The organism is Protofrankia sp. Cj3, from assembly GCF_917627355.1.
In the GTDB taxonomy this organism is placed as follows: Bacteria; Actinomycetota; Actinomycetes; order Frankiales; family Frankiaceae; genus Protofrankia.
In genome coordinates, this window is record NZ_CAKJTR010000100.1 from 3,140 (window position 1) to 19,892 (window position 16,753).

The window sequence follows — 16,753 nt, forward strand, 5'->3', positions numbered from 1 at the left end:
GAGTACCCGACAAGCCCCAGGCCGAATACCACGGAAGCGAATCCGATCACGACCAGGAGAAGTATGGCGTGCCGCCCGACGCCGGTGGACTCCACCAGCGGTCCCGACCTGGCCGACGTGGTGAACGCCGAGGTGGCGCTCGCCCTCGGGACGGCTCGGGCCGATGGGCTGGCGCCGGACCGAGCGGTCGCCGTCGGGCTGGGGGCGGGCGTGGCCGTGCCGCCGCCGGTCGAGGTGGTACCGCCAGCACTCGCCGACGTGTCGCCGCTGTCCTGCCCGGACGTTGTGGTGCCGCCCACGGCGGCATTGCCCGCGGCGGCGGAGGCCGCCTGCGCCCCGGGCGACGGGCTCGCCGAAGCGGTGGGTGTACCGGCCGACGCCGGCGCGGCCTGGAGGCGTACCGCGGTCTCGACCGTACGGGCCTGCGCTACCAGATCCGCCGGCAGACTCAGATAGCCGTTGGGCAGCTGACCGTTGTCGATACCGTGCTCTTGGCCCTTCACCGCGGCCAGGTCGATGAAATCGGCGATCTTGCCGGCTTTGGTCCTGTCGATGCCGCTGGTCGGGACCATCGCGTAGTGAACCAGCACGAGCGGGTAGACGGCCGGGTCGGTCGCGGTGTGGTCGGCCTGGCGGACGCCGTCCGCATCGACGGTCATGGCTTTGACGGCCGCCGCCATGGCTGCCCCGGTCGGAGTGGTGAAGGAGCCGGCGGCGTTCTTCAGCTCCGCCTGCGGCATGCTCAGGTTGGTCGCGTCCGCGCTGTCGAAGAGCACGAACAACGACCGGAAGCCCTGTCGTGCCGCCGCGTAGGAGGACGGCTGATGGCTGGGGTCCTGGTCGGAGATGCTGCTCGGGTCCTTGCCCGCCGGAGCGCCGGCCGCGGCCTGGCGGACGACCGCGTCCAGCCCGCTCAGCGGGGCGAACGTCATGTTCATCGCCGCCGTCGGATCGACCGTGCGGAACGTGTCGAGCGGGAATCGCAGGCCGCCCTTGTTCCAGGCGTCGAGGAAGTAGTCGCTGACATGCATGCCGGCCGGGTCCTTGGTGCCCTTGAGGAAGGCGCTCGCATCCGGGTCCGCGGCGAGCCAGCGAGTCAGCTCGTAGGTCAGGTCCTCACCGTCGGCGGTGAGCACCGGCGGGAAGTAGTTCTGGGCGGTGAAGTCCCGTGCCCAGGCGACACCGGGGTTGAGCGCCTGGAACTCCGGGTCCGCGAAGATCGTCACTGGGTTCCCAGCCGTCCCCGGGTTGGGGCAGTACGCGCTGCCAGGCCCGGTGATGGGCGCCGTGGGGTCGCAGCCGGGCGGCCCACCGGAACCGTAGAGACCGGGGTAGGACTGCGTGAGCAGCTTCGCGATCAGCCGTGCGTTCAGCCTGAGCGAGGTGACCTGCTGATGGGTCACGGGATCGTCGAGCAGGAAGCCGACCGAAATACCGGACACCGCCAGCGGCGCGTAGGCCACCGGATTCGGACCGGTCGCGCCGGTGGCGGCCGGGCGCGTGGTCAGCGCCATGTCCACGCTGCCGGCGGCATAGTCCGACCGGGCCTGGACGTCGCCGAGCAGCGAGTAGTCGACATTGAGCGCGGGCGTGCCCGCGCACGACCTGGCGGTCCAGCTCAGCATCGCGAGGTTCGCCACGGGCGCGCCCGCGGAGGTGAAGTCGGGGTTGTTGATCGAGCACGCCCCGGCGCCGAGACGGAAGGCCAACGGGATGGTGACGTGTGGCGCCCAGCTGTTGACCAGCTCGACGGACGGCGTCGTGAGCTTCCACAGCACCAGCGAGCACGGCTGGGTCGAGTTACAGCCAAGGCTGGTCAGTTCGCGCCCCGTCTCGACCACGAAGTCGGCGCTGCCCGTCCCGGCCGGCTGCGTGATCGCTTTGCGCCTGTTACCCGGCCCGTCCGGGCCCGCGCCGTTGAGCCCGCCGAGCGCGCTGGGATCGGAACCCGACGCCAGCGTCTCGGAGCCGTAGCAGTCACCGGCGGACTTCGGCGCGGCTCGGCATTGGTAGATGCGAACCTCGTTCGTCGACAGCTCCGTCCCGCTGGACGGGAAGCCCCGCCAGCTGACGTGGATCGCCTCGAAACCGAGATCGGTCGTCTTGCTGACCGTCACCGAGGCGTTCGCCCCGATCGCCGGTGCCGGGAAGGTCCTCGCCACCGAGACGTCCGCGGCCCGTGCCGGTTGCGGCCCCGGCAGCAGCAGCGAGCCGGTGAACACCATGACCGCGCCAGCCAGCGCGAGCGCGACGCCCGCCCGCGGCACCTTGGCCCCCCGCGGCCGCCGGGCGCACGGGGAGGGCCGTGTGCGCGCGTCCGTTGGCCAGCCAGGCAATTTCGGTGACACGTCTTCTCCAGCGCCGGGGAGGGACACGCCGCGGACGGGCGTGCGGTGGTGTCGGGACCCACCCGGGTATCGGGACCTACCCGGCCAGTCACGACGGAACATATGGATGGATGCGCCGCAGAGCCCGGCGCGGACACCGGGCCCTGCGGTTAACACGGGTGCGCTCTGGGGCGGGCCGCTGGCCTGCTAGGAAAGGCCGTACTTGGCACCGCAGAGCGTGCCCGTACCCGACGTGGGCAGCGAGACAAAGCCCTCGTTGACGCCGAGCGGGTGGGTGCAGATGTAGCCGGCCTTACCGAAGACCGCGGTGTAGCCTGACCAGATCTTGTCCAGACCGGTGCTGCCAGGCTGGTTCTTGAGCACGTTGAACAGCAGGCGGGGGAACTTGCCGCTGGTGTTCAGGGAGTACGGGCCGGCCGCGCCGTTGGCGACGTCGGGGACTGTGGCGGGAACGCTGTCGATCTGGCGGACGGTGAAGCCATTGCGGTTGTCCACGTCGCCGCCGCGGGACTGGGCGACCCACTTGCCAGCCGAGTACGGCACCAGCGCGTCACCGATCGCGTCTCCGGCCTGGAGGTTGGCCTGGAGACTCACACCGCTGTTCTCCTCCAGGGTGGCGGGCTGACGTACGCACGCGCCCGGCGTCAGGGCCGCGTTCGGGCCGTTGACATCACCACCGTTGTTCAGCGCCTTGAGGAAGGAGTTCCGCGTGCCCGAGCCCGACTGCGGCAGGTACGGCTCGATGGGCGAGCTCGGCAGGGCCGAGTTGATGACGTGCCAGTCGGTCAGGGTGCACAGGTAGATGCTCTTCAGCTGGCTGGTGCTGACGGTCTTCGGCGTCAGCTTGGGCGAGACCGGCTTCGCGGCCCAGGTCACCACGTCCTTGGCGTACGCGATGAAGGTCTTGTCGACGTCCGAGGGCTTCGTCGCGTCCGGGTAACGCGAGGAACGCGCGAAGTCGACGCACACGCCGGGCGCGTTGTATGCGGCCGGGTCGTTGTTCAGGGCTGTGACACCCGCGCTCGAGCCGTTCGGCCGGGCATAGTTCGCACAGCCAGCCTTCGCGGTGATGGGGGTTGTGCCGGTCGCGTTCCAGCTGTAGAGCTTCTTCGACGGGTTCGTCGCGTTGTACGACGTCGAGTAGTCGTTCAGGATGTTCTGCGTGGTGTCCGAACCCACGCCGACGATGTCGCCGGCCGCCGGGGTGACGTTCGCTGGCGGGTCGGCCAGGGCAGGTCCGCCCATGGCGCCCACGGCCAGCGCCGTGGCCGTTACGGCGACCACGCGGGCCGCCTTCTTCGGAATATTCATGTTCCACTCCTCGTCGGGAACGGTTTTCACCTGGCGGCACGCAACCACCGCCGAGCCGTCAGGTGGCTCCGGTGTGACGTTTCCATGCTTCTGATGAACACGGCCAGCCATCCGGGGGATTTACCGGGCAGCTATCGGGTAACCATTCAGCAAACACCCGTGAATATGCGTTCACGGCTGGGCTCGACATTTTACGACGGCGAAGAAAATGAATTCTCGGGGGCCGGGTAGCGCTCATTCAGGTGGCGGCGGGCGGCGGCTCAGCTGTGCGCTCAACAACGGTGGGACAAAGAAGGCGGCCAACACGGTGAGGCCGGCGAGCACAAAAAGAATGTTCGCCTGGTGACCGCCCTGGCGCAGGCTTGACACCGATACCGGGGCGGCGGAGATGTCGCTCCCGCCGGGTCCGCCTGAGCCGTTGCCGCTGGCCACGCCGACAAGCTGTCCGGTCTCCGGGTCGATCGTCGTGCCTGTGCCTGTGCCCGTGCCCGTGCCCGCCGAGCCGGTACCGTTCGACGCCTCCCCGCCCGTCCCGGTAACACCCGTCCCGGCGCCGCCGGAGGTATCGCCGGCCGTGCCGCCCGAACCACTGCCGCTGGCAGCGCCGCCGGAACCGCTACCGGAACCGGTGCCGCCACCAGCGCCGCTGGACGTGCTGGCCGTTGTCGTGGCGCACGCCGCCGCGCCGGCCTTCGCGCAGGCGGGGGGCGCCGGCGCGGTGTTCAGCACCTGCAGCGCGGGATTGTTGCAGCTGGCCAGGGCAGGCGGCGCAACGTGCCCCGGTATGCGGCTCAGCTGGTCGAAACCGGCCTGCACGAGGTTGACCGGCAGGGGCGAGAACCCGAGGTTCTCCGCCTTCTGCTGACCGGCGCACAGAAAGTAGCTCATGAAGGTCGACAGGGTCCGCCCCTTGTCGGGCGTGAACCGCCCCACCGCCTCGACCGGAACAATCATGTAGCTGTAGCTCGAGATGGGGTAGGCACGAGGGTCGTTGTAGGCGTAGACGCCGTCAAGGTTCTGGGTGAGGTCGGTGTTGATTTTCGCCTGCGTGAGAGCCACCGCCACATCTCCCGCGGTTGGCTGGACGTAATAGCCACCGGCATTCAGGATGCTTGCGACCGGGAATCCCGAACGCTGGGCGTAGGAGTACTCGACGTAGGTGATGGAGCCCTCGCCGTACGGAGCGGCGACATAGTTGGCGACGCCGCTTGACAGGGCCTGGCCCTTCGCCCCGGGAAATGTCGGGTAGAACGACTGCAGCCCGCAGTTGCCGGTGAAACCCGCGTACCTGCCGCAGAAGTCCGCCCAGAGCCCGGGGTACTGCTTCGACATGTAGAGCGTGAACTGGGCGGACGTACCCGAACCATCCGAGCGAAGGACCGGTGTGATGGCCTTGTCCGGCAGCTGCCGACCGTTGTCCCTGGTGATCGCGGCATCCGACCAGTTGGTGATGACCCCGGTAAAAATCTTGGTAAGGGTCTCGCCCGACAGCCGGAGATTCGTGACCTGTTTCCCGGCGACGGTCAGGTGATACATGAACGACGTCCCACCCGCGACGATGGGCAGATAGGCATACGGCCGCCTGGCCGCGAGCGGCAGCTCATCAGTGTCGTTGCTGCCCGGGATCCGCGGCTGGAACGGGATCTCGGACACCGCGAAGTCGTTGAGACCGTTCCAGTAATCCGACCGTCCCGATGAAGAACCGTTACCGGTGTAGTTGACCGGAAGGCCGTTCTTGCGGACGTCGCGAACCCACTGGCTGATCATGATCTCACTCCAGGTGGAGCCGGATCCGGCCACGGCCGCATAGGGGGCGTCGGCGCTGGCGGGCGGCGTCGCCCCGATCCCGGCCCCGCCGGCCGCGGCCACGATCAGCATGATCGCGACGAATCGGGCGACCAGCCGGCGCCTCCTCGTGCCCGGCGGCCTGCCTCGTGCGGGCGTGTTTCCTGAGCGGGCATCTCCCGGGGAGACATTGGGCATCATCAGGACACCTCCGCGGAGCGGCGCTTCTGCCGGCGTGAGAGCTGTCCGGGGCCACGGCCTCCGACAACGCGGGCGATGACGAACAGCGTGAGTACGAGCGCGAGAAGCGTCAGCGCCGCGCCATAGGCCCGCGCGACCGACTCGGGCTGGGGGAACTTGACGTAGTTGAGGACGTAGAGGGGCAGGGAGAGCATCGCGCCGTGGGCGGGGTCGGCGTTGAGGTCATTGGTGAAACCCGCCGTGAGCAGCACCGGCGCAGTCTCACCAACGCCGCGCGCAACCCCGAGAATGACCGCTGTCAGCAGGCCTGGGCGGGCGGTGGGCAGCACAACATGCCACACGGTCTTCCACTGGCTCGCGCCGAGTGCGAAGGAGGCCTCCCGCAGCCCACCGGGGACGATCCGGAATACCACTTCCGCTGTCCGGGTAATGATCGGCATCATCATGATGGTGATGGCAAGGGAGGCGGCGAACCCGCACCGGTTCGTGCCGAGCGCCAGCACGACGGTCGCGAAGATGAACAGGCCCGCGACCACCGACGGAATCGCGCTCATCGTGTCGACGATCGTGCGTACCGGCCGGGCGAGAGGGCCGCGTATCTCATTGAGGAACAACGCGGTGGTGATACCGAGCGGCACTGAGATGAATACCGCGACACCGACCTGCAACAGCGTGCCCACAATGGCATGGAGTGCCCCGCCCGAGGTCAGTGGGTCGGACGGGGCTGTCACCGACATTGTTCGCGTGAAGAAGTTGAGGTGCAGGGCCGTGTAACCACGAAACGCCGTATAACCAATTATTACAGAAAGTAAAGCAACGACCATTATCCCGGCCGCATGGCAGATCACCGACATGACGCGGTCGACGAGCGCGACACCACGGCCGTCCCCCGTCAGCAGCACGGTCGAGTAAACGGCCAGGAAGAGGACGTACCAGCACACCCAGAAACCGACAGTCCCCGACAGCGGCAGAATCCGCTCGAACAGGATCCAGGTGAGGCACAGCGCGCAGAGCGCGGATCCGCCGATGGCGGTCACGTCGCTGGCAGTGACCTGAGCCGGCCGGATCCGGACCTCCGGCGGGAGTACTGGCTGGTCGGGTCCGGCGAGGTCCGGCCCGGCGGCGGGCGCCGTGCGCCCACGCGGTGCAGGTGCGGTGAGCGCCATCAGATCTCCGTTGCCGCGCCGGAACGCGACCGGCTGATGATGGTCGAGGCGAAGGCGTTGACCACGAGCGTCAGGGCGAAGAGCACCAGCCCGGCGCCGAAGAGGGCGGCCAGACCGAACGAACCGGACTCGTTGTAACGCAGCGCGATGAGTGAGGAAATCGACATCCCGCCCTGCTGCAAAATGTGAGTCATCCGCCCGGGTGACGCGAAGAGCGGCGCGATGATCAAGTAGACGGCGATCGTCTCGCCGAGTGCCCGGCCCAGGCCGAGCATGACCGCGCCGACCATGCCGCCTCGGCCGAACGGGATGACGACAGCGCGGATCATGCCCCAGCGCGTGCCGCCCAGCGCCAGCGCCCCCTCCCGCTCACCCACCGGAGCCTGCGAGAAGACCTCGCGCATGATCGATGTAATGATCGGCGTGACCATCAGCGCGACGACGAGCCCGGCGATGAAGGTCGACGAGGCGTACTGGCCGAGCCCGCTGACTCCGCCGTCGGTCCGGAAGAAGGGCAGCCAACCGAGGTGGTCGGTCAGCCAGCGGCTCACCGTGATGGCTCGCGGCTGGAGAAAGAAAAACCCCCACAGCCCGTAGACGATGCTTGGAATAGCGGCCATGAGGTCAAGCAGCGAAACCATCGGGCGGCGCAGCGCCCGGGGCGCGTACTCGGCGACGAACAAAGCCGTACAGATCGACAGTGGAACGGCGACAACCAACGCGACGCCGGCAATGAGGATCGTCCCCGGCAGCACGGCGCCGACGCCGAACCTGGTCGAGCTCGGCAGCCACTGGGTTTCGGTGAAAAACGACCAGCCGACCCGCCGCAGCGCCGGCAGCGCCTTGTACAGCAGGAATACACCGATGAAGCCCATCGTCGTCATCACGGTTATGGCGGCCGTCCGGCCGACGCCGTGAAACAGCCGGTCAGCCGGGCCGGGGCGCGGGTTCGTGTCGCGCCGCGCCTCAGCCGGGGCGACCGAGCCCGCGCCGGCGCCCGCCGCGCCAGAGCCGGCCCCCATAACCGCGGCTCGGGGTAGTTTCAGCCAGCCGAGAAAATTCATGGTCGAACGCTCTTCGGTCATCATGTATACGCACCGTACGTCACAGTGGAGTTACCCCCTGACCGGCGTCGGCGACGCCGGTTCCGCTCCATTGCTTTGACATAAAAACAGACGTCGCCTCTCGGGTGGCGAGCCGAAGGTGAACAGGCCCCGAATTCTGCTGGCCGGTGGGCGGGTCCCCGGGTATACGAAATGAACGGCCGCTCATTCTCGCGGCCGGGGACCGGCCCGGTCGATGCGGCCGTCCGGTCCGGACGAAGCGATCAACCGGAGCGGACGAAGCGAGCCGCGTCGGCGACCACATAGTTGTCGGTTCCGGTGGTCGCCATGGTCACGCTCCCTGCCGTGCCCGCGTCGAACGGCCACGCCCCGAGCAACGCCCACCGGCCGCCCCCGACACGTTGATCCACGGTGAGCGTTGCCGAACCGCCCCGGTAGGCAACGGTCACCGGCACGTTCGACGCCCGCGCGGCCGTCGACGTCCACCGCAGGTACACCCGATAGGTACCGGCCGCCCGGAGGGACGGGACGAAACGGACGCTCTTGCCGCCCTTGCCAGCGTTGTTGTCATGCAGATAGCCGGTCCCGTAGTAGCCCGCGATCGCCGAACTGGCCGGCCAGGAGCCGGTGACCGCCGTCATCGGGTCGGTGTCGTCGACAGCGACGTCGGGATAGTCGAGCACGGCCATGTCCTCGAACAGCCGCGCGCGAAGCGCCGCGGGATCGACTCCCTGCGCGTTGGCCCCGCTGTCGAGCGCGAGCTTGGCCGCGGCGCCGGCCGCCTGCCCGAGAATCATGAAAACCGGTTCCATCCGCAGCGAGCTGTAGGCGACGTGCGACGCCGACAGGCAGACCGGGACGATGAGGTTCGTGCACTGCGCGCTGTCGGGAACCATCGCCCGGTACGGCAGCCGGAACGGCGCGGGTAACGCGATCTGGATGTCGCCCTCGTTCTTCACCTGCCCACCGACGACGAGCCGCTGGCAGTTGTGGGAGTCCCGCGAGTAGCTCGCGAGCCCGACGCCGTCGGCGACCGCGGTCTGGCCGCGACAGTCCGCCTCGGTGAGGACGTAGCGCGAGCTCACCATCCGACGAGCTTCGCGCACATAGAGTTGCGGCGGCCAGTTGCCGGTGGCGGTGAACTCGTCGGGTGCCAGCCCGAAGGCCGCGACCGCGGAGCGGACGTCCGAGCGCACCGCGCTGTCGTTCGCCAGGAAGTAGAGCAGGCCCTGCTGGTAGGAAGTGTGATCAGCCACGATCTGCGCACGCTGGGACCAGCTCGCGCGCGGGTACCCGTCGGCGGCGCCAACATGGTCGAACGAGAACGGCCCGGCGCTGTTTGCGTCGAACTTGCCGTTCCGCAACACCGTGTTGTTCATGAACGCCGCGGCCTTGTCGGTGAACGGGTCGGCGTACCCGGCCGCGATCAGGCGCGGTACGAGGGCGTAGCGGCTCGGGTCATAGCCGGCCGGCCGCGGGAACGCGATCCGGTTCGGCGCCTTGGTCAGGCAGAGCCGGTAACAGTACGCCTGGACATGAGCGTCACCGCTGCCGGTGGCCGCGAGGGCGGCCGCGGAGATCTCGGGAAGCAGCCCGCTGGCCGGGTCGCCCGCACGCCGGTACGGGTCGACCGCGGCGGTGAACTGGTTCTTGGCAAGCAGCTGCACCCCGTTGTTGGACTCGCCGTACACCGCGTTCGACTCACGGCCGATCACATAGCGCACCCCGGCGAGTGCCAGCAGGTCCCCCTCGTAGGAGGCATCGATGAACATCTGGGCCCGTACCACGGTGCCGTCACCGGCCACCACCGAGGTGAGCCGGGAGCCGCTGCGGCCGACGGAGGCCAGCGTCCGCCGGGTGTAGACCGGCACCTGCGCACCGGTGAGCAGGTCGGTCATGACAGCCGCGGCCACCCGAGGCTCAAAGGTGGTCTGCATCGGCGTCGCGGCTCCGAGCGGGCCGCCGTTGTAGGCGACATACACTCTGCGGTAGAACTCGCGCGCGAACCCACCGACGGCGCCGCCCGTACCGATGTCGGTCTGGCTGAGCCCGCCCGTTGTCATACCGCCGATGTGGGCGGTCGGTTCGATGATCACAACCGAGCCGCCCATGCGACGCATCTGCACGGCGGCGGCGACGCCGGCCATGGTCGCGCCATACACGCACAGATCCGCCGTTATCGGTGCGACCGCGCTGGCTGACGATGTGACGGTCAGCTCAAGGGCCGCGACCGAACCGGCGGCAGCCGCCATCCGGAGCAGATCCCGGCGGTGCGGCCCAGCGCTCATGATCGGTCGGCGGGCCATGGATCCCCTCGTCGGTCGGTTGACGCCGGCCGGCGCGTCGGGCAGCCGGGCGCATCGGGCAGCTGGGTGGAACGACGACGCCCTGTCGAGACGGCGACGCCGGCAGCGGGCCGCCGATGCTCATGGCGCTCCGTACGTCGATCTCCCAGCCGGCAGCTTGGACCTTAACGACGCGTGATTCCCGGAAGCAACGACCAGCACGTCACATGCACACACCGATCCAACGTCCAGCGGGAGACCGCACGGTAAATCAGTTGCTCTCTCCCCCGGAAGCGTCCAGGAGCCGGCCGGGAACCGGCCGGTGCCTGGCAGCATGGGCGGTATGGCGAACTGGAGTGAGGCTGAACGAGCCGCGCCCGAGCTGGCGGCTGCGGTCCGGGGGCGCTTCGAGGCGCACGGGCTCGCGATCCTCGCGACCATCCGGCGTGACGGATCTCCTCGGGTGAGCGGGGTCGAGCCGTTGTTCGCACTCGGCGAGCTGTGGCTCGGCATGATGCCCGGCTCCCGGAAGGGAGCCGATCTGTGCGGGGACCCACGATGCGCCCTGCACAGCGCAACCACCGACAAGAACGTCACCGAAGGCGACGCAAAGATCAACGGCAGGGCGGCCGTCGTGACCGGCACCGAAAGCCTGGACGCCTACCAGGCCGCGTGGGCCGCAGCCACCGCCACGCCGGTACCCGAGCCGTTCACCCTGTTCAGGATCGACGTCACCGGCCTAAGCATGATCGGGGTCGCCGGTGAGGAGCTCACCATCGACTTCTGGCGCGAGGGGGAGCAGCCCAGGCGAACCACCCGCACGTAGCTCTCGTCCGCCGGTACGCACGGCCGCGCCGCATACCGCCCACAGCAGGTCGGCCACGGTCGCGAGCAGCCGGCTGACCAGGGCGAGCAACGTCGCCGGGCCGTGCGCGAGCACCGGCGCCAACGCCAGGATCAGTACGGCCTCGCGCACGCCCGCACCAGCCGGGACCAGCGGGACGAGGAACCCAGCCGTCCACGCGAGCGCGTACCCGCCAACCGCGAGCAGCAGCAGGCGGGGCCCGTGCACGGACGGAGCAAGATCACGCACCAGCAGCCAGGTCGCCACGCCGTAGAGGACAAAGCCCGTCAGCAGCCAGCCGGCACCGGCCAGCACCGGGCGGACGGCAAGCGGACGCTCCAGCGGTGGCCGGCGCAGCAGGCCGAACGCGAGCGCCAGCAACCTGGACAGCACCGGTGGATACAGCACCACCGCAAGCCCTGGTACCGTCAGCAGCGCCCACCCGTAGTGACCTAACGCGGTCGCCGACACGAACGGCAGGGTCACGGCCGCGGCCAGCCCGCCGCACGGGACCGCCAGCGCCAGCACGATCAGGCTCGCCGACGCGGCCTTCACCCGGGACACGCCGTAGGCCCTCGACAGCTCCATCTGCGCCAGCACCGGCCACACGCTGCCCGGGACGTACTTGCCGATCTGCCCGACGAAGAACACCCGCACGGCCGCCTGTAACGGCAGCGCCGTGCCGAGCCCCACCAGCAGTGCCCGCCAGGACAACACGCTCGTCCCGACCGCCAGCACGGTGACGCCCCCGGCCGCGGCGACGCTCACCACGGTCAGCTCGTCGAACGACGCCCGGACCGCGTTCCACTGACCGACCAGCGCAAGGCCGAGCAACCCGACCGCCAGCAGCAACGCCGCCCGCGCCAACCACCACCGCGGCCCTCGACGCCTGGGTTCTAACTGGCCCGGTCCTGGTCGGCCCAGTTCTTGTCGGCTCGGTTCTGGGTGACAGCGCCCGGCCGGTCGACCAACCCTTCTGCCAACAGAACGTACATGCCACATCCGCTCAGCGTAGCGTTGATCCGGTCAACTCCGACAACAGCATCACATCATCACGCCATCATGACAGCAAACAACCTGATGCTATGATGCCAGGATGCGTACGACAGTGACTCTCGACCCAGATGTCGCGATGGCTCTCCGGGAAGTGGTTCGCGAACGGGGCATTTCCTTCAAGGAAGCCCTGAACGCACTCGTCCGCGCCGGCCTGGCGAGTAGACGCCAGGACGTTCCGGCCTATCGGCTACCCACTCGGTCGCTCGGGCTACGACCGGATGTCGACCTCGACAAGGCACTGCGGCTAAGTACCGAATTCGAGGACGCGGAGATCATCAACAGGCTTGAGCTCCGTACATGAAGCTGCCAGACGTCAACCTGCTCATCTACGCACTCGACGACACCTCACCACGACATCAATCATCGAGAGCCTGGCTCGAACGCACGCTGTCGGGCGCCGAGACCGTTGCGTTCGCGTGGCCGGTGCTGCTTGCGGTTATCCGCCTGACGACACACGCCACGATCTTTCGGAACCCGTTCCGTCCGGACGAAATTCTCGACATCGTTGATGGATGGCTTGCCAGACCCTGTGTCGTGATCGTCCATCCCACCGAACGTCACGCTGCGGTTCTACGCCAGTTGCTGGCACCGCTGGGAACGGCTGGGAACCTCACGTCCGACGCACATCTCGCCGCTCTCGCCGTCGAGCACAGCGCCGAGCTATGCTCCAGCGACGCCGACTTCGCCCGCTTTCCAGGCGTCCGATGGATTGATCCACTAAGAGCGCCCGAGGATAGGGCGTTCGATCAGTGAGCGGCTCATCCGCGCCCGATCCGGCAAGGCAGCGGAGGAAGGGCCCTGGTGTTGGGCGCCGACTGACGACAACGCGGCCGGGCGGGATGCGGGAGCCGGACAGTCCTCTTCTCGGGCGCTCTAGGGCGCGTATCGGGTTGCTGCCGGCAACGGGGTTTCTGCCCGGCCAAGAGAGTACGGGCACCCGTACTCTCTTGGCCTTACCGACCCCGAGGGGTGGTGTGGAGCTCAGAGCTGACCGGCCGCGCTTTCCTCCTCGGACTCCTCGGCATCCTCGTCGAGGACGGACGCGCGCCCCGCAACCATCTCGACGACCTTGCGGGCGAGCTCCTGGGCGGACAGGCCGATGTCGGCCATGACCTCCGGACGCTTGCCCTGGTCGAGGAAGGCCTGCGGGATGCCGAAGTCGCGCAGCGGCACGTCGACGTCGGCATCCCGCAGCATCTGCGCGAAGGTCGACCCGACCCCGCCGACCCGGCCGTTGTCCTCGACCGTGACCACGAGCGAATGCATCCGGGCGAGGTCCACGAGCACCGGATCCAGTGGCTTGACCCACCGCGGGTCGACAACCGTGATCCCGATACCGTGGCTCGCGACCCGCTCGGCGACCTGCAGGCAGGTACTCGCCATCGCACCCACCGCTACCAGGAGAACCTCCCGCGACGGTGTCGCCTCGGGCGAGCGGTAGAGGATGTCGACCGACCCAACCCGCTCGATCGCGGGGATGTCCGGGTTGATCTTGCCCTTGGCGAAGCGCACCACCGACGGCCCGTCGGAGATCGCCAGCGCCTCGCGGAGCTCGGCCCGCAGCGTGGGCTCGTCCCGCGGCGCGGCCAGTGCCAGCCCGGGTACGAGCTGCAGAAAGGACATGTCCCACATGCCGTTGTGGGATGGCCCGTCCTCACCGGTGACACCGGCCCGGTCCAGGACAAAGGTGACCGGCAGCCGGTGCATGGCGACGTCCATCAGCACCTGGTCGAAGGCGCGGTTGAGGAATGTCGCGTAGACGCACACCACCGGCTTGAGGCCGCCCATGGCCAGGCCCGCGGCGGAGGTGACCGCATGCTGCTCGGCGATACCGACGTCGAACACCCGGTCGGGAAAGGCCGTGGCGAACTTCTGCAGACCGACCGGCTGCAGCATGGCCGCGGTGAGGGTGACGACGTCCGGACGCTCATGGCCGATCTGGACGATCTCATCGGAGAAGACGCCCGTCCAGCTGGTGCCGCCGCCGCTGCCGGCCGTGGCCGGCTTGCCGGTACTCGGGTCGATGACCCCGACCGCGTGGAAACAGTCGGCGTCATCCTGCTCGGCGGCTGGATAGCCGAAGCCCTTGCGGGTCACGCAGTGGACGATCACCGGCCCACCGAAGTCACGGGCCCGCCGCAGCGCCGACTCGACCGCGTGGACGTCGTGCCCGTCCACCGGCCCCACGTACTTCAGGCCGAGGTCCTCGAACATGCCCTGGGGCTGGACGACGTCCTTGATGCCCTTCTTGATCCCATGCAGGGCGTCGTAGAGCGGCGCACCGACCAGCGGGGTACGGCCGAGTACCTGCTTGACGACGTCGAGGACCTGCTCGTACTCGGGCGCGAGCCGCAGGGCAGCCAGATGATCGGCCAGCCCACCGATGGTCGGGGCGTAGGAGCGCCCGTTGTCGTTGACGACCACGATCACCGGGCGGTCCGCAGCCGCGATGTTGTTCAACGCTTCCCAGCACATGCCGCCGGTCAACGCGCCGTCGCCCACAACGGCGACGACCGCGCGGGACTCACCACGCAGCGCGTACGCCCGGGCCAGCCCATCGGCGTAGGACAGGGCTGTCGAGGCGTGCGAGTTCTCGATGATGTCGTGCGGTGACTCGGCCTGGCTGGGATACCCGGACAGGCCACCCCGCTGCCGCAGGTCCGCGAACGCGTCCGCGCGGCCGGTCAGGATCTTGTGAACATAGGACTGGTGGCCGGTGTCCCACAGGATCCGGTCATGGGGCGAGTCGAACACCCGGTGGATCGCGATGGTCAGCTCGACGGCGCCGAGGTTCGGCCCGAGATGACCACCTGTGCGCGCCACCGCGTGAATAAGAAAGTCGCGGATCTCCGCCGCCAGCGCGGGAAGATCGTCGACTGCCAGTCTCTTCAGATCGTGCGGATTGCGAACGGTCGACAGAAGCGACACCGACACTTCCTCTCCGTGCACTTCCTCCCCCTTTTTGAGGGGATCGGCCCCGGACGCCGCTCAGTCTACGCAGGTCAGGGGATCAGTCGCGGTCGCGGATTGGACATGTGAACACGTCCCAAACAGGTAGCAAGAAGGCCAGTCGACGCTTACGATGCGTGGTTTGCCCATGAGTATCCGGCCCCCCAGCGGCGCCGGGACACGTGCGTGTTCCTCTCGCCGGGCGTGTCCGCCACCGTGACATCGGACATGACATCGGACGTGACATCGGCCTCGGACGTGGCGCCCAGCCGGGCTGGGGAGTGCGCGGGCGTGTCCGGACACGGGCCTCGCTGGGCGCGGGCTCCCCCGTTGTGTCATCAGACCGTGTGTCATCAGACCGGCCCATGCAGTAACGCCACGCATTCGACATGGGCGGTCATCGGGAACAGATCGAACGCCCGCAGCTCCGCCAGGGAGTAGCCCTGCGCGACGGCCACCGCGAGATCCCGGCCCAGCGAGGCGGGATCACAGGCCACGTACACGACCGCCCGGGGGCCCAACGCAAGCAGTTCGCGCATCACAGCGGTGCCCGCGCCCGCTCGGGGCGGATCGAGGACGACGATGTCAGCGCCGGTACCGGCCAGCCCGCGCAGGGAGCCGGGCGAAACCCGGACGCCCCGTAACGACACCTGCGGGAGGTCGGCGAGGCTGCGCGCGGCGGAGGCCACCGCGCGCGGGTCGGACTCCATCGCCACCACGAGACCGCCGGGACCGACGGCTTCGGCAAGCGCGGCGGTGAACAGGCCCGCGCCCGCGTACAGGTCGAGCGCCCGTTCCCCGGCGCGCGGCGCCAGGCCGGTCAGGACCGCGTCCACCAGCGCCTCGGGCGCACCCGGGTGGACCTGCCAGAACACCCCGGGAGCCAGGATGAACCGGCGCCCGCGTACCACCTCGACGATCTCGGTGTCGGCATCGCCGGCAGAAAAACCGGCAGCACGGGCTTCCGATGTGATAATCGTGCTGCCGCTCGACACGCTCGCGGCCACGTCGATCTCAGGCCCGGCAGCGCCATCGGCAGTGCCCGCGCCGGCCGCCGGGAAGGTCCGACCGGCGACGGCGGCGCGCACGAGCGGGTGCGCTATCCGGCAGTCCGCCGCCGCGACAATCTCGTGCGAGCGGTGCCCGCGCAAGGCGACCTCGCCCTGCTCCGTCAGCGTGTAACGCATCCGGGTGCGCCACCCCAGGCCGTCGGGCAGCGCGCCGGGCGGCGGATCCAGCGCCTCGACCTCCACCGGCCAGTCGAGCCCGGCCAGTCGGCGCAGCTGCTCACGGACCACCCCGGCTTTGAAGCGACGCTGCGCGGCAACGGAGGTGTGCTGCCAGTCGCATCCGCCGCAACGGCCGGGCCCGGCATGCGGGCACGGCGCGGCCACCCTGTCCGCCGACGGCCGCAGGACCTCGACGGCGTCAGCCCGCCAGTACCGGTCGTGCGAGGTGTCGGTCAGGCAGGCCCGGACCCGTTCACCCGGCAGCGCGTGCCGGACGAAGACAACCCGGCCCTGGTGGCGGGCCACGCACATCCCGCCATGCGCGACAGGCCCGATGTCAAGCTCGACAACCCGCACGGATTCGCCGGCGGCCCGCTCGGGAACGCCCGGCTGGGGGCGGTGACCGCTCACCGCCGGGTCGCTTCGGCGTCCGTGCCCTCAGCCGGCGCCGCGGCCGACGGCTGAGCCGCCGCTCGCCCGGCTCGCCCGGCTCGCCCGGCCCGTCCGGCCCCCCC

General features: G+C 69.1%; 11 protein-coding genes and 1 pseudogene. 3 read left to right on the top strand and 9 right to left on the bottom strand.

The window, feature by feature from the left end; genetic code table 11:
- From MJ783_RS14485 to MJ783_RS14510, 6 genes and pseudogenes are all read right to left on the bottom strand, one after another.
- Positions 1–2,267 (bottom strand): annotated as a pseudogene (locus MJ783_RS14485) (hypothetical protein); the annotation flags it as partial.
- 267 nt (positions 2,268–2,534) lie between these two features.
- The gene (locus MJ783_RS14490) at positions 2,535–3,689 is read right to left on the bottom strand and encodes a PstS family phosphate ABC transporter substrate-binding protein (RefSeq protein ID WP_239310965.1); all 1,155 of its coding nucleotides are present in this window, start codon (positions 3,687–3,689) and stop codon (positions 2,535–2,537) included.
- A 204-nt stretch (positions 3,690–3,893) separates the two neighbouring features.
- Positions 3,894–5,645: a phosphate ABC transporter substrate-binding protein PstS gene (locus MJ783_RS14495; RefSeq protein WP_239310966.1), complete on the bottom strand. Its 1,752-nt coding sequence runs from the start codon at positions 5,643–5,645 to the stop codon at positions 3,894–3,896.
- Positions 5,645–6,811, bottom strand: coding sequence for a phosphate ABC transporter permease PstA (gene pstA / locus MJ783_RS14500; RefSeq protein ID WP_239310967.1), 1,167 nt, complete (start codon positions 6,809–6,811; stop codon positions 5,645–5,647). Before pstA ends, MJ783_RS14495 begins: the two co-directional genes overlap by 1 nt.
- Positions 6,811–7,899: a phosphate ABC transporter permease subunit PstC gene (gene pstC / locus MJ783_RS14505; protein ID WP_239310968.1), complete on the bottom strand. Its 1,089-nt coding sequence runs from the start codon at positions 7,897–7,899 to the stop codon at positions 6,811–6,813. Before pstC ends, pstA begins: the two co-directional genes overlap by 1 nt.
- A 239-nt stretch (positions 7,900–8,138) precedes the next feature.
- Positions 8,139–10,181 (bottom strand): FAD-dependent oxidoreductase, encoded by a 2,043-nt coding sequence (locus tag MJ783_RS14510; protein ID WP_239310969.1) that lies wholly within the window; start codon positions 10,179–10,181, stop codon positions 8,139–8,141.
- A gap of 322 nt (positions 10,182–10,503) precedes the next feature.
- Between MJ783_RS14510 and MJ783_RS14515 the strand changes: the two genes are divergently transcribed.
- Positions 10,504–10,986 carry a pyridoxamine 5'-phosphate oxidase family protein gene (locus tag MJ783_RS14515; protein ID WP_239310970.1) on the top strand — a complete coding sequence of 161 codons (483 nt, stop codon included), beginning with the start codon at positions 10,504–10,506 and terminating at the stop codon, positions 10,984–10,986.
- On the opposite strand, the gene MJ783_RS14520 is transcribed toward MJ783_RS14515, so the two are convergent.
- Positions 10,900–12,006 (bottom strand): lysylphosphatidylglycerol synthase transmembrane domain-containing protein, encoded by a 1,107-nt coding sequence (locus MJ783_RS14520; protein WP_370651630.1) that lies wholly within the window; start codon positions 12,004–12,006, stop codon positions 10,900–10,902. The genes MJ783_RS14515 and MJ783_RS14520 overlap by 87 nt on opposite strands.
- 94 nt (positions 12,007–12,100) lie before the next feature.
- Here MJ783_RS14520 and MJ783_RS14525 point away from each other — a divergent pair, with 94 nt between their 5' ends.
- Positions 12,101–12,361 (top strand): hypothetical protein, encoded by a 261-nt coding sequence (locus tag MJ783_RS14525; RefSeq protein ID WP_239310971.1) that lies wholly within the window; start codon positions 12,101–12,103, stop codon positions 12,359–12,361.
- The gene (locus MJ783_RS14530; protein WP_239310972.1) at positions 12,358–12,813 is read left to right on the top strand and encodes a type II toxin-antitoxin system VapC family toxin; all 456 of its coding nucleotides are present in this window, start codon (positions 12,358–12,360) and stop codon (positions 12,811–12,813) included. Before MJ783_RS14525 ends, MJ783_RS14530 begins: the two co-directional genes overlap by 4 nt.
- 228 nt (positions 12,814–13,041) lie before the next feature.
- Here the strand turns inward: MJ783_RS14530 and dxs are convergent, their stop codons facing one another.
- Entirely contained in the window at positions 13,042–14,988 is a 1,947-nt protein-coding gene (dxs, locus tag MJ783_RS14535) for a 1-deoxy-D-xylulose-5-phosphate synthase (protein WP_239310973.1), read from the bottom strand.
- Between the two features lie 374 nt (positions 14,989–15,362).
- Positions 15,363–16,649: a class I SAM-dependent RNA methyltransferase gene (locus tag MJ783_RS14540; protein WP_239310974.1), complete on the bottom strand. Its 1,287-nt coding sequence runs from the start codon at positions 16,647–16,649 to the stop codon at positions 15,363–15,365.
- Positions 16,650–16,753 lie beyond the last annotated feature (104 nt).

Excerpts from the sequence above, each read along its gene's own strand:
- MJ783_RS14515 (WP_239310970.1), top strand. The coding sequence starts at position 10,504 with ATGGCGAACTGGAGTGAGGCTGAACGAGCCGCGCCCGAGCTGGCGGCT.
- pstA (WP_239310967.1), bottom strand. The coding sequence starts at position 6,811 with ATGGCGCTCACCGCACCTGCACCGCGTGGGCGCACGGCGCCCGCCGCC.
- MJ783_RS14525 (WP_239310971.1), top strand. The coding sequence starts at position 12,101 with ATGCGTACGACAGTGACTCTCGACCCAGATGTCGCGATGGCTCTCCGG.
- pstC (WP_239310968.1), bottom strand. The coding sequence starts at position 7,899 with ATGATGACCGAAGAGCGTTCGACCATGAATTTTCTCGGCTGGCTGAAA.
- MJ783_RS14530 (WP_239310972.1), top strand. The coding sequence starts at position 12,358 with ATGAAGCTGCCAGACGTCAACCTGCTCATCTACGCACTCGACGACACC.
- MJ783_RS14520 (WP_370651630.1), bottom strand. The coding sequence starts at position 12,006 with ATGTGGCATGTACGTTCTGTTGGCAGAAGGGTTGGTCGACCGGCCGGG.
- MJ783_RS14495 (WP_239310966.1), bottom strand. The coding sequence starts at position 5,645 with ATGATGCCCAATGTCTCCCCGGGAGATGCCCGCTCAGGAAACACGCCC.
- MJ783_RS14510 (WP_239310969.1), bottom strand. The coding sequence starts at position 10,181 with ATGGCCCGCCGACCGATCATGAGCGCTGGGCCGCACCGCCGGGATCTG.